The following is a 15,097-nucleotide window of genomic DNA, read 5'->3' on the forward strand; positions in this document are numbered from 1 at the left end:
CCGAGTGCCGTTGCAGTACTAGGTCGTGTCTCCCAATAATTTGAGCCATTCGACGACGAGGGCCAGGACGAATCCGGCCCGATAGGTGATCGCGAGCTTGTCGTAGCGAGTGGCCACCGCCCGCCAGTGCTTGGCCCTGTTGAAAGCACGTTCGATGACATTGCGGCGTTTGTAGATCTCGGCATCGAAGCACGGTGCCCGCCCACCTGCGCGGCCCTTGCGTTTGCGGTTGGCGACCTGGTCCCGGCGTTCGGGAATCACGGTCTGGATACGATTGCGGCGCAATAGAGTTCGGTTCGACGCCGCCGAGTAGGCGCGGTCGGCGATCACGACCTCCGGATTGCGCCGCGGCGCCCCACCGGCCAGTCGCGGCACCACCACCGCGTCGAGCAGCGGCGGCAGCAGCGGCGAGTCGTTGGTTTGACCGGGCGTGAGCAGCACGGCGAGGCCGCGACCGGCGCCGTCGGCGGCGAGATGGATCTTGGTGGTCAGCCCACCACGGGAGCGCCCGATGGCATGGTCGGCCGGTTCATAGCCCGGTCACCGAGTCGGCAGCCGCGCCGGCGGCGTGTTGATGTGCCCGCACGATTGTCGAGTCGACCGAGACAACCCAGTCCAGGTCGCCGGTGGTGTCGGCCAGGGCGACCAGAGCGGTCAGCACCCGGTCCCAGGTGCCATCGGCGGCATAGCGGCGGTGGCGTTTCCACACCGTCTGCCACGGCCCGAAATGTTCCGGCAGATCCCGCCACGGCAGACTGGTGCGCAGCCGATACAGCATCCCCTCCACCACCAGGCGATTGTTGGCGAAATTACGGCCCACGTGGCCCTCGGACTTCGGTAGCAGCAACTCCAGCAGTTCCCACTGCTTGTCGGTCAGAACCTGGTATCGATCACCGATCGCGGTCGCCACGGACGACATGATGCACGATCGGCCCCGACCACGGGGCCGATCGATCCACCTCATTGGGAGACAGAACCTAGTACTCCAACAGGACTTCGTGACCGATGCTGCAGGGAGCCAATGATTTCGACCAGTTGGTCGGAGGCATGAGGGCGGCCGCTGAGTGATCATGTCGAATCCGGTAGATACTGATCCTCAGGCGCCGCTGATGCGCCCGAGGACGTCGGCGGCGAAGGCGCGGTTGTGATACGGCGCGTACGGTCCACGCCCCTTGTTACAAGGAGCTCAGCGAGGCGTCGGATCGCTGCGGCGAGGGGCAGGCCGAAGAACTGCTCGGCGGCGCCTTCGTCGGAGACGAACCAGTCGACGACGATCCCGTCGCCGCCCGCAGAGGCCAGTCCGGTGCGCTGAAAATGCAACAGTGGAAAGGTGTTTTCCAACTGATCCAGTGTGCGAAGGGTCTCTCCGGTGGGCGCGTACTCCGACATGTACATCGTGATGCGGTAGTCCACGATGTCGTTGCTCTCCAGGAACCGCTCGACATACAGCACTTCCATCGGCCCGACATTCAGCGTGAACAGGCGCTGACGCGCGGCGGTCCTGTTCGTGGCGGGTAGCGCACTCAGCGTCCACCAGTCCACCTCCCCGTCGGCGGGGTCGTCGAACGCGTCGGCGAGGTAGTCGGCGATGAGGTCGACTGGGGGGTCGAAGAACGGGTCCTGCTGTAGCTCGGCGAAAGTTCTCGTCGCTGGCGGAGGGGTGGCGTGTGCATGGGAGTCCTGGGGTCACTCGAAGTAGTCCTCGTCGACCTCGACGACCGTGAAGGTCTGTCGCGTCTGGACGCCGACGCCGTAGCGGATCATCAGCTCAGCGAGGCGCCTGCCGTCGATGAGGATGATGCGGGTGCCGATGTTCTGCGCGTACTCGCGTGCACCCGACGTAAAGGCGCTCGTGGTAATGAAGACGCCGCGGGCAGCTCCGACGCCGTGCAACGCGCCGACGAACGCCTGGATCTCCGGCCGACCGACGGTGTTGTCCGCGGCGTAGCGCTTGGCCTGCACGTAGATGCGTTCGAGGCCGAGAGGGTCCTGATCGATGACGCCGTCCACTCCCCCGTCACCGGACCCGCCGATCCGGGCGGCCCGGCCTTCGGTGCCGCCGTATCCCATGGCGACGAGAACGTCGAGTACCGAGTGTTCGAGGAACGCCGGATCCTGACCGCGCAGCCGTGCCAGCAGATCGGCGGCGACCTCGGCATGGAGGCGTTCGACACCACGCTCGATCTGCTCGAGTGGGTCGACTACTTCGTCGGCGACATGTGCGTCGGCTACGGCGTCGCCATTCGAGGAGCCTGTCCGCGCCGGTGTGTAGTCCTGATACTCGGGTAGCGCTTTCAGAATCTTCTCGGTGATCCCTGCAGGGTGAGCGGCGAGCAGAGCTCGGCCCGCATCGGTGATGACGAAGGTAGCGCGGGCCGGCTTGTCGACGAGCTTCGCGCGGTACAGCCCGCTGAGCGCCCACCCGATCCGGTTGTCAGCGCGCCCCTGCCCCGACGGCAGCACCTCGGCCCGCTGCTCAGCTGTCAGCCCGACATGGTCCTCCACCGCCGTGTGCAGGTCGCGCTTACGCCAGATGTGGCCGTCGGCAAGGACTTCCAGCACCGGCGTGAGAAAGCCCGACCACACCGGCATCGCCGACACCGGCGCGGTCACAGCTCGCCTCGGAAGGCGCGGGATTGGAAGGATGCGAAGAAGGGGTCGAGTTCAGCGAGGGTGGTGCGGTGACACGCACCCATCGACATGACGCTTTCCGCAGTTTGCACGAACTGACCCTAGACTTCTGTTGGTGGCACTACAATCGGCGCCGACTTCACCTGCGCTGCACTGATCATGTTCAGTCCCGACGTTGTCTTCGCCGAGCGAAGAAGGTGCCTACGCTCTCCAGCGGATCCAGATAGTAGGCGGCAAACTGCTGATGGATCACGTCATGGCACCGAACACGAATCAAGTGGTTCTGATGCGTAACCTCCGGGATTGATCCGTCCCATACGGCTACTTTCCCGATCTCGTGGGCGATGCCGTGGCCTTCCCCAACGAGCAGGCCTCCTACTTCAAGCCGGGGGGACTTCTCCGCGATGCCTGGAACGCCGCGATAGACCGTATCTTGGCCGATAGCTAGCCGTGAATCTCGGTTGTACATCCGTGCCAGCTCGGCGTTGGCTGCACCGGCATCAGCAGACCCAACAACACCGGACCCACAGCCTCTCGCAGCACCGCCATAGCCGTATGGCGCAATACGCTTGATCGTGGGTCGGTGAGATGGTATTTCGAGTGCGGACCGGCCGAGGTTACATAGTCTCACGAACCACGATCGTTCTCCTGCATACACGTGTGGAATAAGCGAGCATAGCGCGCCGTCCTTCTCGAAAGCTGTTGCCATCATATGCAATTGGCGAACGTCTCCTGGAGCGCGGCTGTAGCCTTCTTGCGATGTGCCTGTCAGGGGTCGGCGGGCGGAAGGGTGGGAGAAGTGAGTCGCAGCTCGGACCGTTCGCAAGAGGTTCTTCGTCAACAGGTGTACGACGCGCTCAATGCGGTGCCAGGGCTTCCGCCGGGTTACCGGAGTGTGTTCGCGGGCATGCTCATGGAGCGGGGGGCGTATCTGCTGGTGCGCGATCCCATCGTCGACGTTCCGACCGGCCGAGCGCATGCGCTGCTGGTCGGCCGGGGCGGGGTGTTCGCACTGATATTCACGACCACCGCACCGACCAGCCAGACGGTCGACGCTGTTCGTGCCCGCACGCAACGGCTGTTCGACAAGCTGACGGTCGGGTCGAATGTGTTCGTGGCGAACACGGTTCGAGTGGCATTGGTCGTGCCGGTGGGCACCGATCTGGGCCATGTCGACAATCGAGTGGTCGTCGCCGACGAACGAACGCTGCGCCGCGCGTGCTTCACCGGACGTGTACTCGAACAGCGTGACGCCGAACAGGTCGCCAAAGCGGTCGCCGACAGATCCGAATATCGTCCCGTACACATCGCGGAGACCGGCACAGATTCCGAACCCGAAGCGGAGGGACTGTTCGAGGAAAACGATGCCATCGCCGATCAGCGCGAGCGTGCCCTATCTGAACCGCTGCTGACCTGGCTGTCGTTCCTGGATCCGGATCAGCTGAGTCTCGTGCGGCGCAACTACAACGGCCCCGCACGCATCATCGGACCGGCCGGAACGGGAAAGACGGTGGTGGCGCTGCATCGACTGGCGCGCATCGCACGAGAGAGCACCGGCAAACTGCTGTTGACCAGCTTCGTGCGCTCACTCCCTGCTTGCCACAGAACTCCATTCACCCGGCTCGCCCCCGAAGTCGTTGATCGCGTCGAGTTCATCGGACTGCACGCGTGGGCGAGCCAGTTCCTGCGGCTGCGAGGCAAGCCGGTGCGCATGGAACCTGCGCGGGCGCGCACAGCACTTTCACTGGCATGGGCGCATGTGGGCGCGGAGAACGGGCCACTCGCCGACATCGAGCCCAACCTCGAATACTGGGCAGACGAGATCGACCGCTTGATCAAAGGCCGTGGTATCACTGACTACGACGATTATGCAGCGCTGGTACGCACCGGGCGTGAGGGCTTGGCACTGCGTCGTGAAGATCAGCGCCCCTTGGTGTGGAATCTCTTCGAGGAGTACGAGCGAATCCGCTGCGAGCGCGAAGTCTTCGACGCCAACGACCTGATCGCCGCAGCGTTGGCGGAACTCCGCCAACGACCGCTCGACCCACCGTATTCGATGGTAGTCGTCGATGAGGTGCAAGACGTAACGTTGATGGGCTTGCGACTGGTCGGAGAGATTGCCGCCAATACCCCCAATTCCCTGCTGTTCGTCGGCGACGGTCAACAGCAGGTATATCCCGGTGGCTGGCGGCTGTCGCACGCCGGGTTCGACGTTCGCAACCGTAGTGAACTCTTGGCCGTCAATTACCGCAATCGGGCCGCAATTCTCGCTTACGCCAAGGGAATCGACGCCCGCAACACGGTGGACGACCTTGATGGCGGCACCGGTGTGACGCTGCGCGACGCACGCAGCGTCCTCGATGGCGGGCACGTCGATGAATGGGAGGGACCCGACAACCAGCTCGATGCCGCATTCATCACCGCGATCCGCGCACTCGGCGCACCCAACGGCCACGTCGCCGTGATCACCCGCACCAACACCGAGGCAAATCGCTTCCTGCGGGTGCTGAAAGCGGCGGGCATCCCGATCCAACTGCTCGAAGACTACAACGGCAGCTATATTGACGCGGTCAAGGTCGGCACCGTCCAACGCGCCAAAGGACTGGAATTTCCGGCGGTCTTCCGCCCGGTCCTGCCAGGCGAACGGCCCCGCCGCCGGACCGCCTCACAGCAGGACACCGACGAACTCGCCGCCCGCCGTCAACTGGTCGCCGTCACCCGCGCCCGAGACTACCTCTGGCTCGGAATCGTCGACGGAGCACTGCCCGTAATAGCCGACAACAGTGAACGGTGATGCCGACCATCGGCGTCTACTACGCGAGTCCGTATCCAGATGTCGTAGCAGTGCCGGATGTCCCTGACTCGCCGCTGCACCCGCACCCTCCGGATCGCCCCGGTTCGACACCAGTCGGCCCGAACGCAGCCCTGCGTTGGCCCTCCGAACGTTGGTGCGTGCTGACATCATCGAAACAGCGACTGCGGCAAGGGGGACTACCGCACCACCGAACTGGTATCCCGACCCTGAGGACGAGGGCCTTCTGAGGTATTGGAACGGCACGGACTGGACCGGCGACCGCAAGCCTGTCTCTGCCGTCGATATCACCGGACGGATCCAGCAGCGTATCGCGCGGGCCCAAAGGTCCCGCTGTTCGGCACCCGTGCTTATGCGAAACGACAATCGCAGGAGCTGGCCGACGCTCACGTCGTCTCGATGCCGGGCCAGCTGGCCGGCAAGCGTGCACCCTCGGGGCTCCTCCCCGGGACTATCCACCTGCCCCGGTTTCGATGCCAGCCAACCTAGCAATTCGCCCAATCATCATCTTGCGTTAAAGCAGTTCGATCTGACCAGGCTCGGGCAGCGTGTGTGGGCGTTCGTCTGTATACCAGGCGTACTCGATTCCACTGAGCCAGCCGTTCTCGACCCATAAAATGACCTCGCCGATCGGTGATCCGTTGCGGTCGGTGACCGCTCCGCTGGCGAAGATCCCGTCCGTCGAACCGGATGCTTGCACCGCACCGGGCCGCACCTCCAGGTCGACACTAGGTGAACCGACACCCCACGTTGCGACGACCTGCGAATACGGCACCTGCGCCAGATACTCGGATGCGCCGGGGGCGTTCGACGATAGCAGCTTGGTGACGACGCTGGTTTCGAGGTCGGTCAACGCTCGCGGCGGAATCGGTGTACTACTCATCAATCTCCTCGGTTCTCGCGCTACATCATGGAATGTATGCGGTGCCGATTTTGAAGACACCGTCGATCATTGCGCCGCGAATATGGACGGTTTGGCCATTGATTGTGCGCACCAAAGGATTCGAGCCATTATATACGCCGTCCGGAACGCCTTGAACGCTCTCGATGATCTTCGTCATCGTGGCTTCTTCGCCACCCAGTGACTTCACCAGTCCATCTAGTTTGTGCTTCCGCACGAAGACATGCTCCATTGCCTCTTTGTCGAGCGCGTAATCCAGCGAGCTCTTCAGCTTGTCGCGCGCGATCCTGGCGATATCGGCGGTGCGCTGTGCGAGGAGGTCGGCGATGCGCTGGAGCTCGGCGCGCCTGGCTGCGAGGTCGTCGCCGGTTTCGGTGACTTTGTCGACGAATTTGGCCGCGCGTTTGGCGGCCAGCACGCGGTCGACATACTTTTTCATCTTCACCGCGAGCTTGCCCGCTTTGGCAGCGGCGATTGCGGCCGCGCCGAATCCCGCCGTCAACGCGCCGGCGATCACACCGATGACAACGGTCTCGGCGACCTCCTGAGCGAGGTCCTTGGCGAGATCGACCAGCAGCTGGCCCAGTTGCGTACGGAACTCCAGGATCGCGGAGCGGTGGGCGCGACAGGATTGCGCGAGGTCTTTGTAGAGGGTGAGCACACCCTCGGCGGACTTCTTCAGTTCCCGGATGTCCTCGTCGACATATGCGGCGTCGGGAGCGGTCTCGTTCTCGAATGTCTTCGCCAGCTGGTCCAGCAGGGCCGGCAGGTTGCCCACGCCCGATTCGGAGGCGAGCTTGTCCCACGCCTCAGCGGCAGTCTGCAGATTGTGCGGTTCCCCGTCGGGCATCGAAACGCCGAAATCCTCGAGAGCCGACACCGCGAACCCGACATCGTCGAACAGGCCACTACCAGGCCCGCCTGCCGAGGGCGGCGGCACGAGACAGACTGACCAGGCTGGCGACAACTGTGCTGGTTGTCCCGGTTCCGGTCGGCCGGTGCCGGCAACGTAATCCGCGAGCGCGTGGTTGTAGCCGAGCTGGTTCAGGATCCCGGCGTAGTTGCCCATGGCGGTGACGAGCAGCTCGGTCATACTCATCGCCGTGGTGACGGTCGAATCGTAGGACGTGGCCCATGCCTTGGATTCGCCCACATTTCCGCCCATATTGGCGGTCTCGCTCAGCGCGGCGATCTGTGCGGAGAATGCCCGCTGGAACGCGGTTGCGTACGAATACAGTGACGCGCCAGCCGAGGAATACACCGCGGGATCGACTACCAAGGTCGTCATCAGGTGTTACGACCTGCCCAGCATCGAAAGGTTCGCGGAGATCGCGGCTGTGTATCGATCGTGGGCGTCGCGGACGGCCTGACGCATGGTGTCGATGCCTTCGGCGACATCGGTTGCCCCGGTGTGCCATTCCCGGAAAGCCTGGGCCTGGGCGTCTGCGGCGGCACCGTTCCAGTTCTGCTGGACGGCTGAGATGCGTTGCTGCAGTCCGTCGAGGCTGTCGTTGAGGAATCCGATGAAACCCGAGATTCGGGCGACAATCTGTTGCAGCTCGTCGAGGTCGACGCGATAGGGCTGAGCGTTATCGACCATCACAACTCCGGAAGGTCCAGCGAACCGGTGAGCGTGACGGTGCTACCCGCCCGCGCCCGGTCCTGATCGTCGAGGGTCTTGCTCGTGACACCGAGCAGTTCGGCCAGGTCGGCCAAGGCGTCGAGAATGGTATCCGCGCCTTGCTTGGTTTCGGTCCACCCCGCGCTGAACGAGTCGGCGGAGGTGCCACGCCAATTGGAGAGCAGCGCTGCGATGTCCGTGTCGAGCGAAGTCAGGCCGTTGATGAGGGACTTGGCGACCTGCTGAACGTACCGACCTGCATCGGTGACTTCATCGGGCACCAGTGCGAAGTCGTTGGTGGTCGAGCCAGGTTGGCCAGTCATGCAGCAATCCTTGAACGTCGGTGCGGATCACGCGGTTGTACGCAGGTGGGTTCTATCTGGTTCCTCGGTGAGATTGTGCCGTCAGTCACAGTCTGGGGGGCGGACCGGCATAGGTTCGGTCAACGGTGTTCGCGATACTCTCATGCCGCCCTGTCTCCTTGTCGAATAGGTGCTCGCGTCGGGTCACGACCTGGGTTGTGCCCTCGGGGAAGAGTTCGGCGAGATGCGAAGAAGCGAACCCTATTCCAGCGTAGAGGGTTTCATCCCGCGGGTGCGGTGCGAGCAGCTGCTGATCGGTTCGGGCTCGGTCGTAGTGCCGCCATCCGGAGCGCTGGATGCGACCGGTCTACTTGGCGAATGAGCCGATGCCACGCCAGAACTCAATCAGCCCTCCTAAGCGGAGAACGCTCAGCGCTTGACGCACGGTCGGCAGACTCACCCGGAATGGGAGTGTCGTATTAGCTTGAGTTTCAACGCCTTGGGTCGTAGCTGGTGTCGTCGACTGCCTCCGGTTGATCATGGGCACCGAGACCCGAGGTGGCGTTCGCCGGATACTCGGCAGCACCGGGTCAGGCCCCCTCGCCGAGCGCCGCGCCGGCGCCGCAGACCGACCCGGTCGTCGTCTCGGATCACCTTCGGGTTTGGGGTGGTTATCGATACCGCACCCGTTCGACCGGTCGGACACGGCAGTCAGGGCACTTACGCCAGGGCCAGTACCTCTCGTCGACGAAGCACGTGTGCGTAGTGGTCAACTCCCCCTCCGGACACCGTTTGACATGCATCCTCTGCAAATTTGCAGAGGATGCATTCCCTTTTGGCATAGATATATGCGCAATTATGCATATTTAGTCCTATAGGTAGACCCCCGAAGAAAGTGAGGCGTTTTTAAAGCGCTATTTGCTCTTCCGCTTCTCCACCTTGGCCAGCCGAATCTTGCGGTCACAGACCGACTCGGGCAGCAACGGCAGGACGATCCGCTCAACGAAGTCCGTGATCTCTGGCAGGCGCCAGAGCCCAACTCCGAGAACGGCTGGCCAGCCGCCAAGGTGGAGAAGCGAAGCAATAGCGTTCAGGGTTGAATCACCCAAGACGCCACCTCCGCTTCGGGGGTGAGGCCTGCCACGCGATGGACAGGCAGTTGACCGCGGCGAAAACTCGCCACGGAGCTCGGGGGCCCGATCTACAGGCATGAAAAACCCGATCTGGTATTGCCGGACCGGGTAGTGAACACAGATGCCCTCGCGGGCCGCTGGGCCATGGACCGCAGCGGGTTCGCTGCGGAGTTTGTGGCCGGACCTGACAAGGGCCCGCTCGTCGAGCGGGCCCTGATGTGTCGCGGTCGGTTGAGAAGATCAGGTAGTGAGTTCGTCCGCGGACGCAGTGCGTCGCCCAGCCATGAGCACGCTCCCGGTTGTAAAAAGGTGGCCACGACGACTGCGGCGGACAGGTACGAGATGACCCCGCGTGACCCAGCTACGCACAGTCGATGGAGCAACGTCGAGAAGCTTGGCGGCTTCGGCGGTGGTGATCAATCGGCTGAAATAATGCGTCGGCACCCTGAGCTGCGGCCAGAACGGTGATGCGTTCGTCCTCCGCTGTGTCCGAAGCCGGACTCTTTCGAGATCGTCCCTGTCGTAGAGCGCTGCTCGGCCGCGATGGCCGACATTTTGCAGATAGCCGCGAGAGACCCACTTGCGGAGAGTCGCTGGCCTTACTCCGATGATGGCCCAGGCCTGCCGTGCCGTGACCAACTGCGGCTCATCCTCCAGCGTCGACAGGTCCGCCACCGGCACAGGATGTGGCCGAGGAGCGGCGGCGGCGTAGCCGGGCATCGACAGCCGATTCCGCCGACTGGTGTAGGTTCCGCTGGCGACTAAGTCGCGCATGCGGCGTGCGACGGGTGCCTCGACTATCGATGAGGCCGACTTCACGAATTCGCCTTGCTCCTTGAGCGTTGCGAGCAAGTCTTGGGTCGTGAGACCGAGTTGTTTGGCTAACTCATAGACGCGGACCTTGCCTGCCACTGCTCTCCTTTGCTTCGCGCGCGGATGACGCCCAGCGTTCTAAGTGTGACATTCTGCGTCAAACGAGTGTGACAGTGCGTCAAATAACCACTGCAGGGCGATGCTTGAACCCCCGGTTGATTCGATATATGCCCTGTTCAGGGCATAAAAAAACCCCGGAAGAGTCCGGGGCAAATCTGATTTTGGGCGCAAAAAAATGCCACAAGGACTATTGTGCATTGCGTGTGACGAGTTGTCAACTCGTCCTGGCGATCCTTCCCCTCGCTACTGCCCGACTCATCGAGGCTCGACCGCTTCACACCTACCGGAGGTCTGAATCGGCCGGTTGCTGGTCTTGATCGGCCCGGCTCTCATCCTTTGCCGGGTGGCTGGGTGCGGGTTCGAGAAGCACAGTCGCGGCCGGGTCGAACCGGTGCAGAGGTTCCGCTCGTGCGGACGATCACGACGCCGGGCTCGTAGATGATGGACTGGATGGGGTGCCCGTCGAGCAGGCGGCCCAGGTCGCTGGCGCCGGGACCGGCGACCTTCTTGGGGCGCTGGCCCGCCACGCGGGGGTCCACGTCGGGCGCACAGGTTCGGCAACGCTTCAGAGCCGTTCGGGAGGCTTCCTCGCGCGTGACAAGGCGACCCGATAGGTACCACCCGCCGCTACCAATGCCGTCGATGACCTCTGCGTAGTTCGCCTCGATCACCTTTGGGTCGTCGGTCTCGGTGACCCAGAACGAAGAAGCTGTCGGCGACAGCACACCCTTCAAGGTCAGGCAGTCTGCAGCGTGGATCTTCTTGCCGACGTAGTAGGACCGGCCGCTGTCGATCGCTGCGGTGATCTTGTCCTCGTCCTGTTGCAACGATTTCTGCATCGCGCGTACTGCGTCGCGGATCGTGATCCGCTCAGGCACCTCGTGCACGTGAACGTGCTGGCGACTGCGGGTGATGTAGCCACTTGTGCTGCTGGAGGATTCGGCCATGCGGACCATCCTTCCGACGTGTCGGGGGTTGGGCGTATGGTGCCCCACCATGCCCTACTGGCTGCCTGACTGGGCAGAATCGCATTTGCGGGGTGTGATCCGCGAGGAAGTCGACCAGGTGCTCACGGCACGCCGACGGTGGCCGCGTCCGTCGACGGGCGGCCCGATCTGGGTGCTGCCCGACGCGGTTCGTGCTGCTATCAGTGTGACAGGTCCGCGGTCAGGGAAGTGGCTCCATTCGAGTTGCTGGTGATTGCGGCCGGTGAGAACCGCCGACCAAGCCGCGGACTTCGAGAAGTGGGAGGCGACCCGCAATGACTGATCCGTTCTTGAACATGAGCCTCGCCGAGGTGGCGGCGATGACCGAGCGCCTCGAGTTCACCGATGAGCCGGTCACCCCGCCGATCGAGACCGGTCCGGACACCGAACCGGTCCTCATCCCCCGATCGGTGAAGTTGACCCGTGACCTCGATCAGGCGTGCAAGCGCCGCGCCGCGAACCTCGGCATGTCGCAGTCGGCCTACATCCGCTCACTGATCGAACGCGACATCGCCACGGCCGGGGCTGGTGAGCAGCGCCCAGCGTGGGTTCGCGAACTCCTCGCCGTGATCGCGCAGCACGAGAACGACGACAACCGTAAGGCGTCCTGAACCGAGATCCGAAGCCGCCTCTCGGCCGCGCCAGCAACGACGTCGACGAGTCGACCCGCCGACTCGCAGGAACCGGGGCGGCTGGGATCCCGGATACGAGTCACCCCAGTGCCAGCGCGCACCAGCCGTGCGAATCAGACTGGGCGCGCCGCCAGTTCGATGGAACCGGGGTGTCCGGGCGCAGGCACTCGTTGCCGGCGAGGCGCAGAATCAGCTACCTCACTGAGATCACCTGCTACGTGTGCTGGGGCCCGGCTCCTGCACCCCTGGTTCGAACTCACGATTCGAAAACGTCCCAGTCGATGTCGTTGGAACGGATCCATGCGTCATGGCCTCGGCCTGTGAGGACCCAAAAGGCACCCAAAATGGGTGTCTTCCAACCATTGACGACAGACCGACAGGGCGGAATGCTCAAATGCGTGGCAATTACACATGATTGCGTCCGGCAGATGGGCGCGGACTCTCCCACATCGACGCCCGATCGGAAGAATGTGGTCCGCACCGGACCTCGGATCCGGAAGGGTTTGCACGTATCTGTACACACCGGCGGCGCCAACCAACGGCATTGCAATGCAGGATATTTCAGCAAACCCGTAGCGGAGTATGTCTATCTCACGCAGGTGTCTGATGACCGCCACGGGCACGAAAGATGTGTATGGTGACGCCATGGACACGAAAAGTGTGCAAATCTGCCACAATTCGGGTGTGCGACTCCCCTCTCGCGCACAGATTCCCGTCAAACGTGACACTTTTCCGCGCACTGTGTGCGAGGGCCCTCGCACACACGGGAGCCGACCAGTGGAGACACTATCTGACCTGCGCCGATTCGTGTCGTATCTTGCCAATCACGACAGTTGCGCCCCTCGGAAAAGTTTGCTGGCGGGTGTGATCGCCGATGATCACCGCTGTGGTTCCGCCGCAGTCGCGGTTGCAGGAACTCATCCACGGTCCTTGCTGACCACCCCGACGGTGCGGCCCGCCGACGGTGATGTCGTCTACGGGATCTGCACCGTGGGTGACGGCAGCCGCGTCCTGGACAAGATCATCGTCACCGTCCTGGACTGGCGCCTGGGCACATGCCTGGAGCCGTCGGCCGTGGTGACCACTATGGTCCGGGAGGCGATTCTGGCGGGCCGAGGTGCACTACGACCGGGAAGTTGGTGAATGCGTCATCGGCGGATGGAGACAATCACCCGCCGAGGCGGCAATTCTGCACCTGCGATCGAACATACAGGTGTGTCGGTGCTCGGGTTGGCGTTGATCGTTATTGCGCTGGTAATCCGGCAGCAGACGGCGGCCGATCTCGTGCGCGCTCGTCAGGCGACCGGAACTCTGGCAGCCCAGTAGGCGAGCTGGCGGTAACCGCTTTCCTGGTGCAGCAGTTTCGCGCCCAGATACGTACCGGCAACGATCTGCACGGCCTCATCACGAATCTGGTTGATCGGCCATGGGTTGGTGCCAATGGTTTCGTAATCGAGGACCAGCACCTGAGTCTGCGGGGACACGACGCTGGGTTCGACGCGGTTGAGCATCTCGAACCCCTCCCAATGGCTGCCGTTGCGGCGCAGCCGGTACTTCGGGGCCAAGACCGCCGCGAGAATGAACGCCAGCCCGGAGAGGGTGTTGGTGCCGCGCCGGGCGGACTTGTCGAACTTTTTACCCAGCCACGGCATCAGCCCGAGGGTGCCGGTGACGACCTTGCCCAGCGTGATGATCACCCGGCCGGTTCGTTGCAGATCATCGGTCGGATTCAGAAAACCGACCAGCTTGCCCTCGGTCTGCCCGTCGATGTCAGCGACATCTCCGGCCGCGAACAGCTGCGCCAATTCCAGCTCGGCCGCATGATCCGGCAACTGGGCGCCAATGCGTGTGAACCACGCCCACGCCGCGTCCTGAGCGGCCTGAGGATCGGTTTCGGCTAGCGTGCGCAGTCGAGCGACTCGCTCGGCTACCGCGGACGACATCGTCGATGTGGTCATGACCTGCCCTTTCCAAAATATTGGACTCCTACACCCACTAGGGAATCATCATTCCGGTTTAGAATCAAGTATCCTTTCTGGTATGACCAGACCCAAAGCGTGGGCCGACCGCCGCAGACAAGCGCTGAGAGAAGAGATCCTCGAGGCGGCCTTCGAGGTGTTCGCCGAACGCGGCTACCACGACGCTGGGGTCGCCGAGATCGCCGAACGGGTCGGTATCGGTCACTCGACCTTCTACCGACAGTTCCAGTCCAAACGTCAAATACTCGACGCCGTCATCGACAGCGTGATCGAGCGATCGAAGGCGGTAGTGGTCGCCAAGAACGCCCCCGAGGCCGCCCGAACGCTCGTCGAATACCGAGCTCAGGTGGACCGCATTGCCGCCGCGCTCGGGGATATCACCGCTGACCTGCGCGTCGTGCGCTTGCTGCTCATCGAAAGCCTTAGCGTGGACGTGGAACTCGAACTGCGAATCTTCGGCATCTTCGACCTCGCCGCCACGCTCACCGCCGCCTACTTCGACCACGGCTGCGAACAGGGCTACCTGCGAACCGATTTGGATACCGCCGCCACCGCCCGCGCCGTCGTCGGCATGATCTTCGGGACCGCTCTGACAGGAATGAACCCGGCGTTCGATCAGGACACACGCAATCGCACGATCACAGCGGCAGTCGAGTTGATGTTCAGCGGCATCACCGGGTATCCCGACACGAAGACACCATGACCTCATGGACGTTACCGAGGACCGGCCCCTTCAGCCATGACTTCGCCTACGATATCGATAGTGCTGCGTCACGCAACGTTCAGTAGGTAATCCGGGTGCGTATCTCGGATCCAACGGCGAAGTCGCGGATGGGTCCGGCGTGCTGGTTGCTCCAGCGGACGTAGGTGTCGATCGCGTCGTCTTGTTCGCTGCGTGCGGGCCCGGCCTGCGATGCGGAGTTCGACCGCCACCGGGACGGCAGCGAGGTCGGGCGCCGTACGCAGCTGGGCGACGGCGTGTCCGAGGATCCGCTGTCGCAGGGCGGACGAACACGAGCCTGGCGGTCCAGCCCTGGCAGAGGCGAGAAATCTCACCCGATGAGTACGAACCGCCCATCACAGGCTATTGTCGATCAAGTGCGTGACCTGTCACGCCAAGCGTCGTAGATCGCATTCGCTTCGCAAATCAGCGCTTGCCGCATCCGC

General features: G+C 63.3%; 15 protein-coding genes and 2 pseudogenes. 5 read left to right on the forward strand and 12 right to left on the reverse strand.

What is annotated here, in order from left to right; all coding sequences use genetic code 11:
* Positions 1-18: 18 nt before the first annotated feature.
* The 3 genes and pseudogenes from ACWPXK_RS28835 to ACWPXK_RS28845 all read right to left on the reverse strand — a co-directional run bounded on the left by ACWPXK_RS28835 (position 19) and on the right by ACWPXK_RS28845 (position 2,613).
* Positions 19-919: pseudogene (locus tag ACWPXK_RS28835) on the reverse strand (IS5 family transposase).
* A gap of 149 nt (positions 920-1,068) precedes the next feature.
* Positions 1,069-1,542 (reverse strand): hypothetical protein, encoded by a 474-nt coding sequence (locus ACWPXK_RS28840; RefSeq protein ID WP_454199311.1) that lies wholly within the window; start codon positions 1,540-1,542, stop codon positions 1,069-1,071.
* A 144-nt stretch (positions 1,543-1,686) separates the two neighbouring features.
* Entirely contained in the window at positions 1,687-2,613 is a 927-nt protein-coding gene (locus tag ACWPXK_RS28845) for a restriction endonuclease (RefSeq protein WP_454199312.1), read from the reverse strand.
* An 817-nt stretch (positions 2,614-3,430) separates the two neighbouring features.
* Between ACWPXK_RS28845 and ACWPXK_RS28850 the strand changes: the two genes are divergently transcribed.
* Together ACWPXK_RS28850 and ACWPXK_RS28855 are read left to right on the forward strand one after the other, a co-directional pair.
* Positions 3,431-5,425, forward strand: coding sequence for a UvrD-helicase domain-containing protein (locus ACWPXK_RS28850; RefSeq protein ID WP_454199313.1), 1,995 nt, complete (start codon positions 3,431-3,433; stop codon positions 5,423-5,425).
* A gap of 154 nt (positions 5,426-5,579) precedes the next feature.
* Positions 5,580-6,059, forward strand: a complete 480-nt coding sequence (locus ACWPXK_RS28855) for a DUF2510 domain-containing protein (RefSeq protein ID WP_454199314.1) — start codon at positions 5,580-5,582, stop codon at positions 6,057-6,059.
* On the opposite strand, the gene ACWPXK_RS28860 is transcribed toward ACWPXK_RS28855, so the two are convergent.
* The 8 genes and pseudogenes from ACWPXK_RS28860 to ACWPXK_RS28895 all read right to left on the reverse strand — a co-directional run bounded on the left by ACWPXK_RS28860 (position 5,958) and on the right by ACWPXK_RS28895 (position 11,280).
* On the reverse strand, positions 5,958-6,326 hold the full coding sequence (locus tag ACWPXK_RS28860) for a hypothetical protein (RefSeq protein WP_454199315.1): 369 nt from the start codon (positions 6,324-6,326) through the stop codon (positions 5,958-5,960). The genes ACWPXK_RS28855 and ACWPXK_RS28860 overlap by 102 nt on opposite strands.
* 25 nt (positions 6,327-6,351) lie before the next feature.
* Positions 6,352-7,623 carry a hypothetical protein gene (locus ACWPXK_RS28865; RefSeq protein ID WP_454199316.1) on the reverse strand — a complete coding sequence of 424 codons (1,272 nt, stop codon included), beginning with the start codon at positions 7,621-7,623 and terminating at the stop codon, positions 6,352-6,354.
* Between the two features lie 15 nt (positions 7,624-7,638).
* Positions 7,639-7,944 (reverse strand): WXG100 family type VII secretion target, encoded by a 306-nt coding sequence (locus ACWPXK_RS28870; protein WP_454199317.1) that lies wholly within the window; start codon positions 7,942-7,944, stop codon positions 7,639-7,641.
* Positions 7,944-8,288, reverse strand: a complete 345-nt coding sequence (locus ACWPXK_RS28875) for a WXG100 family type VII secretion target (RefSeq protein WP_454199318.1) — start codon at positions 8,286-8,288, stop codon at positions 7,944-7,946. The genes ACWPXK_RS28870 and ACWPXK_RS28875 overlap by 1 nt, the downstream gene beginning before the upstream one ends.
* An 893-nt stretch (positions 8,289-9,181) precedes the next feature.
* Entirely contained in the window at positions 9,182-9,376 is a 195-nt protein-coding gene (locus ACWPXK_RS28880; RefSeq protein WP_454199319.1) for a hypothetical protein, read from the reverse strand.
* Between the two features lie 264 nt (positions 9,377-9,640).
* Positions 9,641-10,174 carry a helix-turn-helix domain-containing protein gene (locus ACWPXK_RS28885; RefSeq protein ID WP_454199352.1) on the reverse strand — a complete coding sequence of 178 codons (534 nt, stop codon included), beginning with the start codon at positions 10,172-10,174 and terminating at the stop codon, positions 9,641-9,643.
* A pseudogene (locus ACWPXK_RS28890) lies at positions 10,168-10,312 on the reverse strand (translation initiation factor IF-2 N-terminal domain-containing protein); the annotation flags it as partial. The pseudogene ACWPXK_RS28890 and the gene ACWPXK_RS28885, both read right to left, overlap by 7 nt.
* A 350-nt stretch (positions 10,313-10,662) precedes the next feature.
* Complete coding sequence (locus ACWPXK_RS28895) at positions 10,663-11,280, reverse strand: hypothetical protein (protein WP_454199320.1); 618 nt, start codon at positions 11,278-11,280, stop codon at positions 10,663-10,665.
* 314 nt (positions 11,281-11,594) lie between these two features.
* On the opposite strand from ACWPXK_RS28895, the gene ACWPXK_RS28900 reads away from it, so the two are divergent.
* Positions 11,595-11,930, forward strand: a complete 336-nt coding sequence (locus tag ACWPXK_RS28900; RefSeq protein WP_454199321.1) for a hypothetical protein — start codon at positions 11,595-11,597, stop codon at positions 11,928-11,930.
* A 951-nt stretch (positions 11,931-12,881) separates the two neighbouring features.
* Positions 12,882-13,094 carry a hypothetical protein gene (locus tag ACWPXK_RS28905; protein WP_454199322.1) on the forward strand — a complete coding sequence of 71 codons (213 nt, stop codon included), beginning with the start codon at positions 12,882-12,884 and terminating at the stop codon, positions 13,092-13,094.
* 152 nt (positions 13,095-13,246) lie between these two features.
* Here the strand turns inward: ACWPXK_RS28905 and ACWPXK_RS28910 are convergent, their stop codons facing one another.
* Entirely contained in the window at positions 13,247-13,756 is a 510-nt protein-coding gene (locus tag ACWPXK_RS28910; RefSeq protein ID WP_454199323.1) for a hypothetical protein, read from the reverse strand.
* Positions 13,757-13,991: 235 nt separating this feature from the next.
* Between ACWPXK_RS28910 and ACWPXK_RS28915 the strand changes: the two genes are divergently transcribed.
* A complete protein-coding gene (locus tag ACWPXK_RS28915; RefSeq protein WP_454199324.1) occupies positions 13,992-14,633 on the forward strand; it encodes a TetR/AcrR family transcriptional regulator in 642 nt (213 codons plus the stop codon).
* Positions 14,634-15,097: the final 464 nt, after the last annotated feature.

The organism is Nocardia sp. Marseille-Q1738 (genome assembly GCF_965283145.1).

What these genes read in the sequence shown, in the direction of transcription:
- ACWPXK_RS28915 (WP_454199324.1), top strand. Translation starts at nt 13,992, where the DNA reads ATGACCAGACCCAAAGCGTGGGCCGACCGCCGCAGACAAGCGCTGAGA.
- ACWPXK_RS28875 (WP_454199318.1), bottom strand. Translation starts at nt 8,288, where the DNA reads ATGACTGGCCAACCTGGCTCGACCACCAACGACTTCGCACTGGTGCCC.
- ACWPXK_RS28870 (WP_454199317.1), bottom strand. Translation starts at nt 7,944, where the DNA reads ATGGTCGATAACGCTCAGCCCTATCGCGTCGACCTCGACGAGCTGCAA.
- ACWPXK_RS28885 (WP_454199352.1), bottom strand. Translation starts at nt 10,174, where the DNA reads ATGCGCGACTTAGTCGCCAGCGGAACCTACACCAGTCGGCGGAATCGG.
- ACWPXK_RS28900 (WP_454199321.1), top strand. Translation starts at nt 11,595, where the DNA reads ATGACTGATCCGTTCTTGAACATGAGCCTCGCCGAGGTGGCGGCGATG.
- ACWPXK_RS28860 (WP_454199315.1), bottom strand. Translation starts at nt 6,326, where the DNA reads ATGAGTAGTACACCGATTCCGCCGCGAGCGTTGACCGACCTCGAAACC.
- ACWPXK_RS28895 (WP_454199320.1), bottom strand. Translation starts at nt 11,280, where the DNA reads ATGGCCGAATCCTCCAGCAGCACAAGTGGCTACATCACCCGCAGTCGC.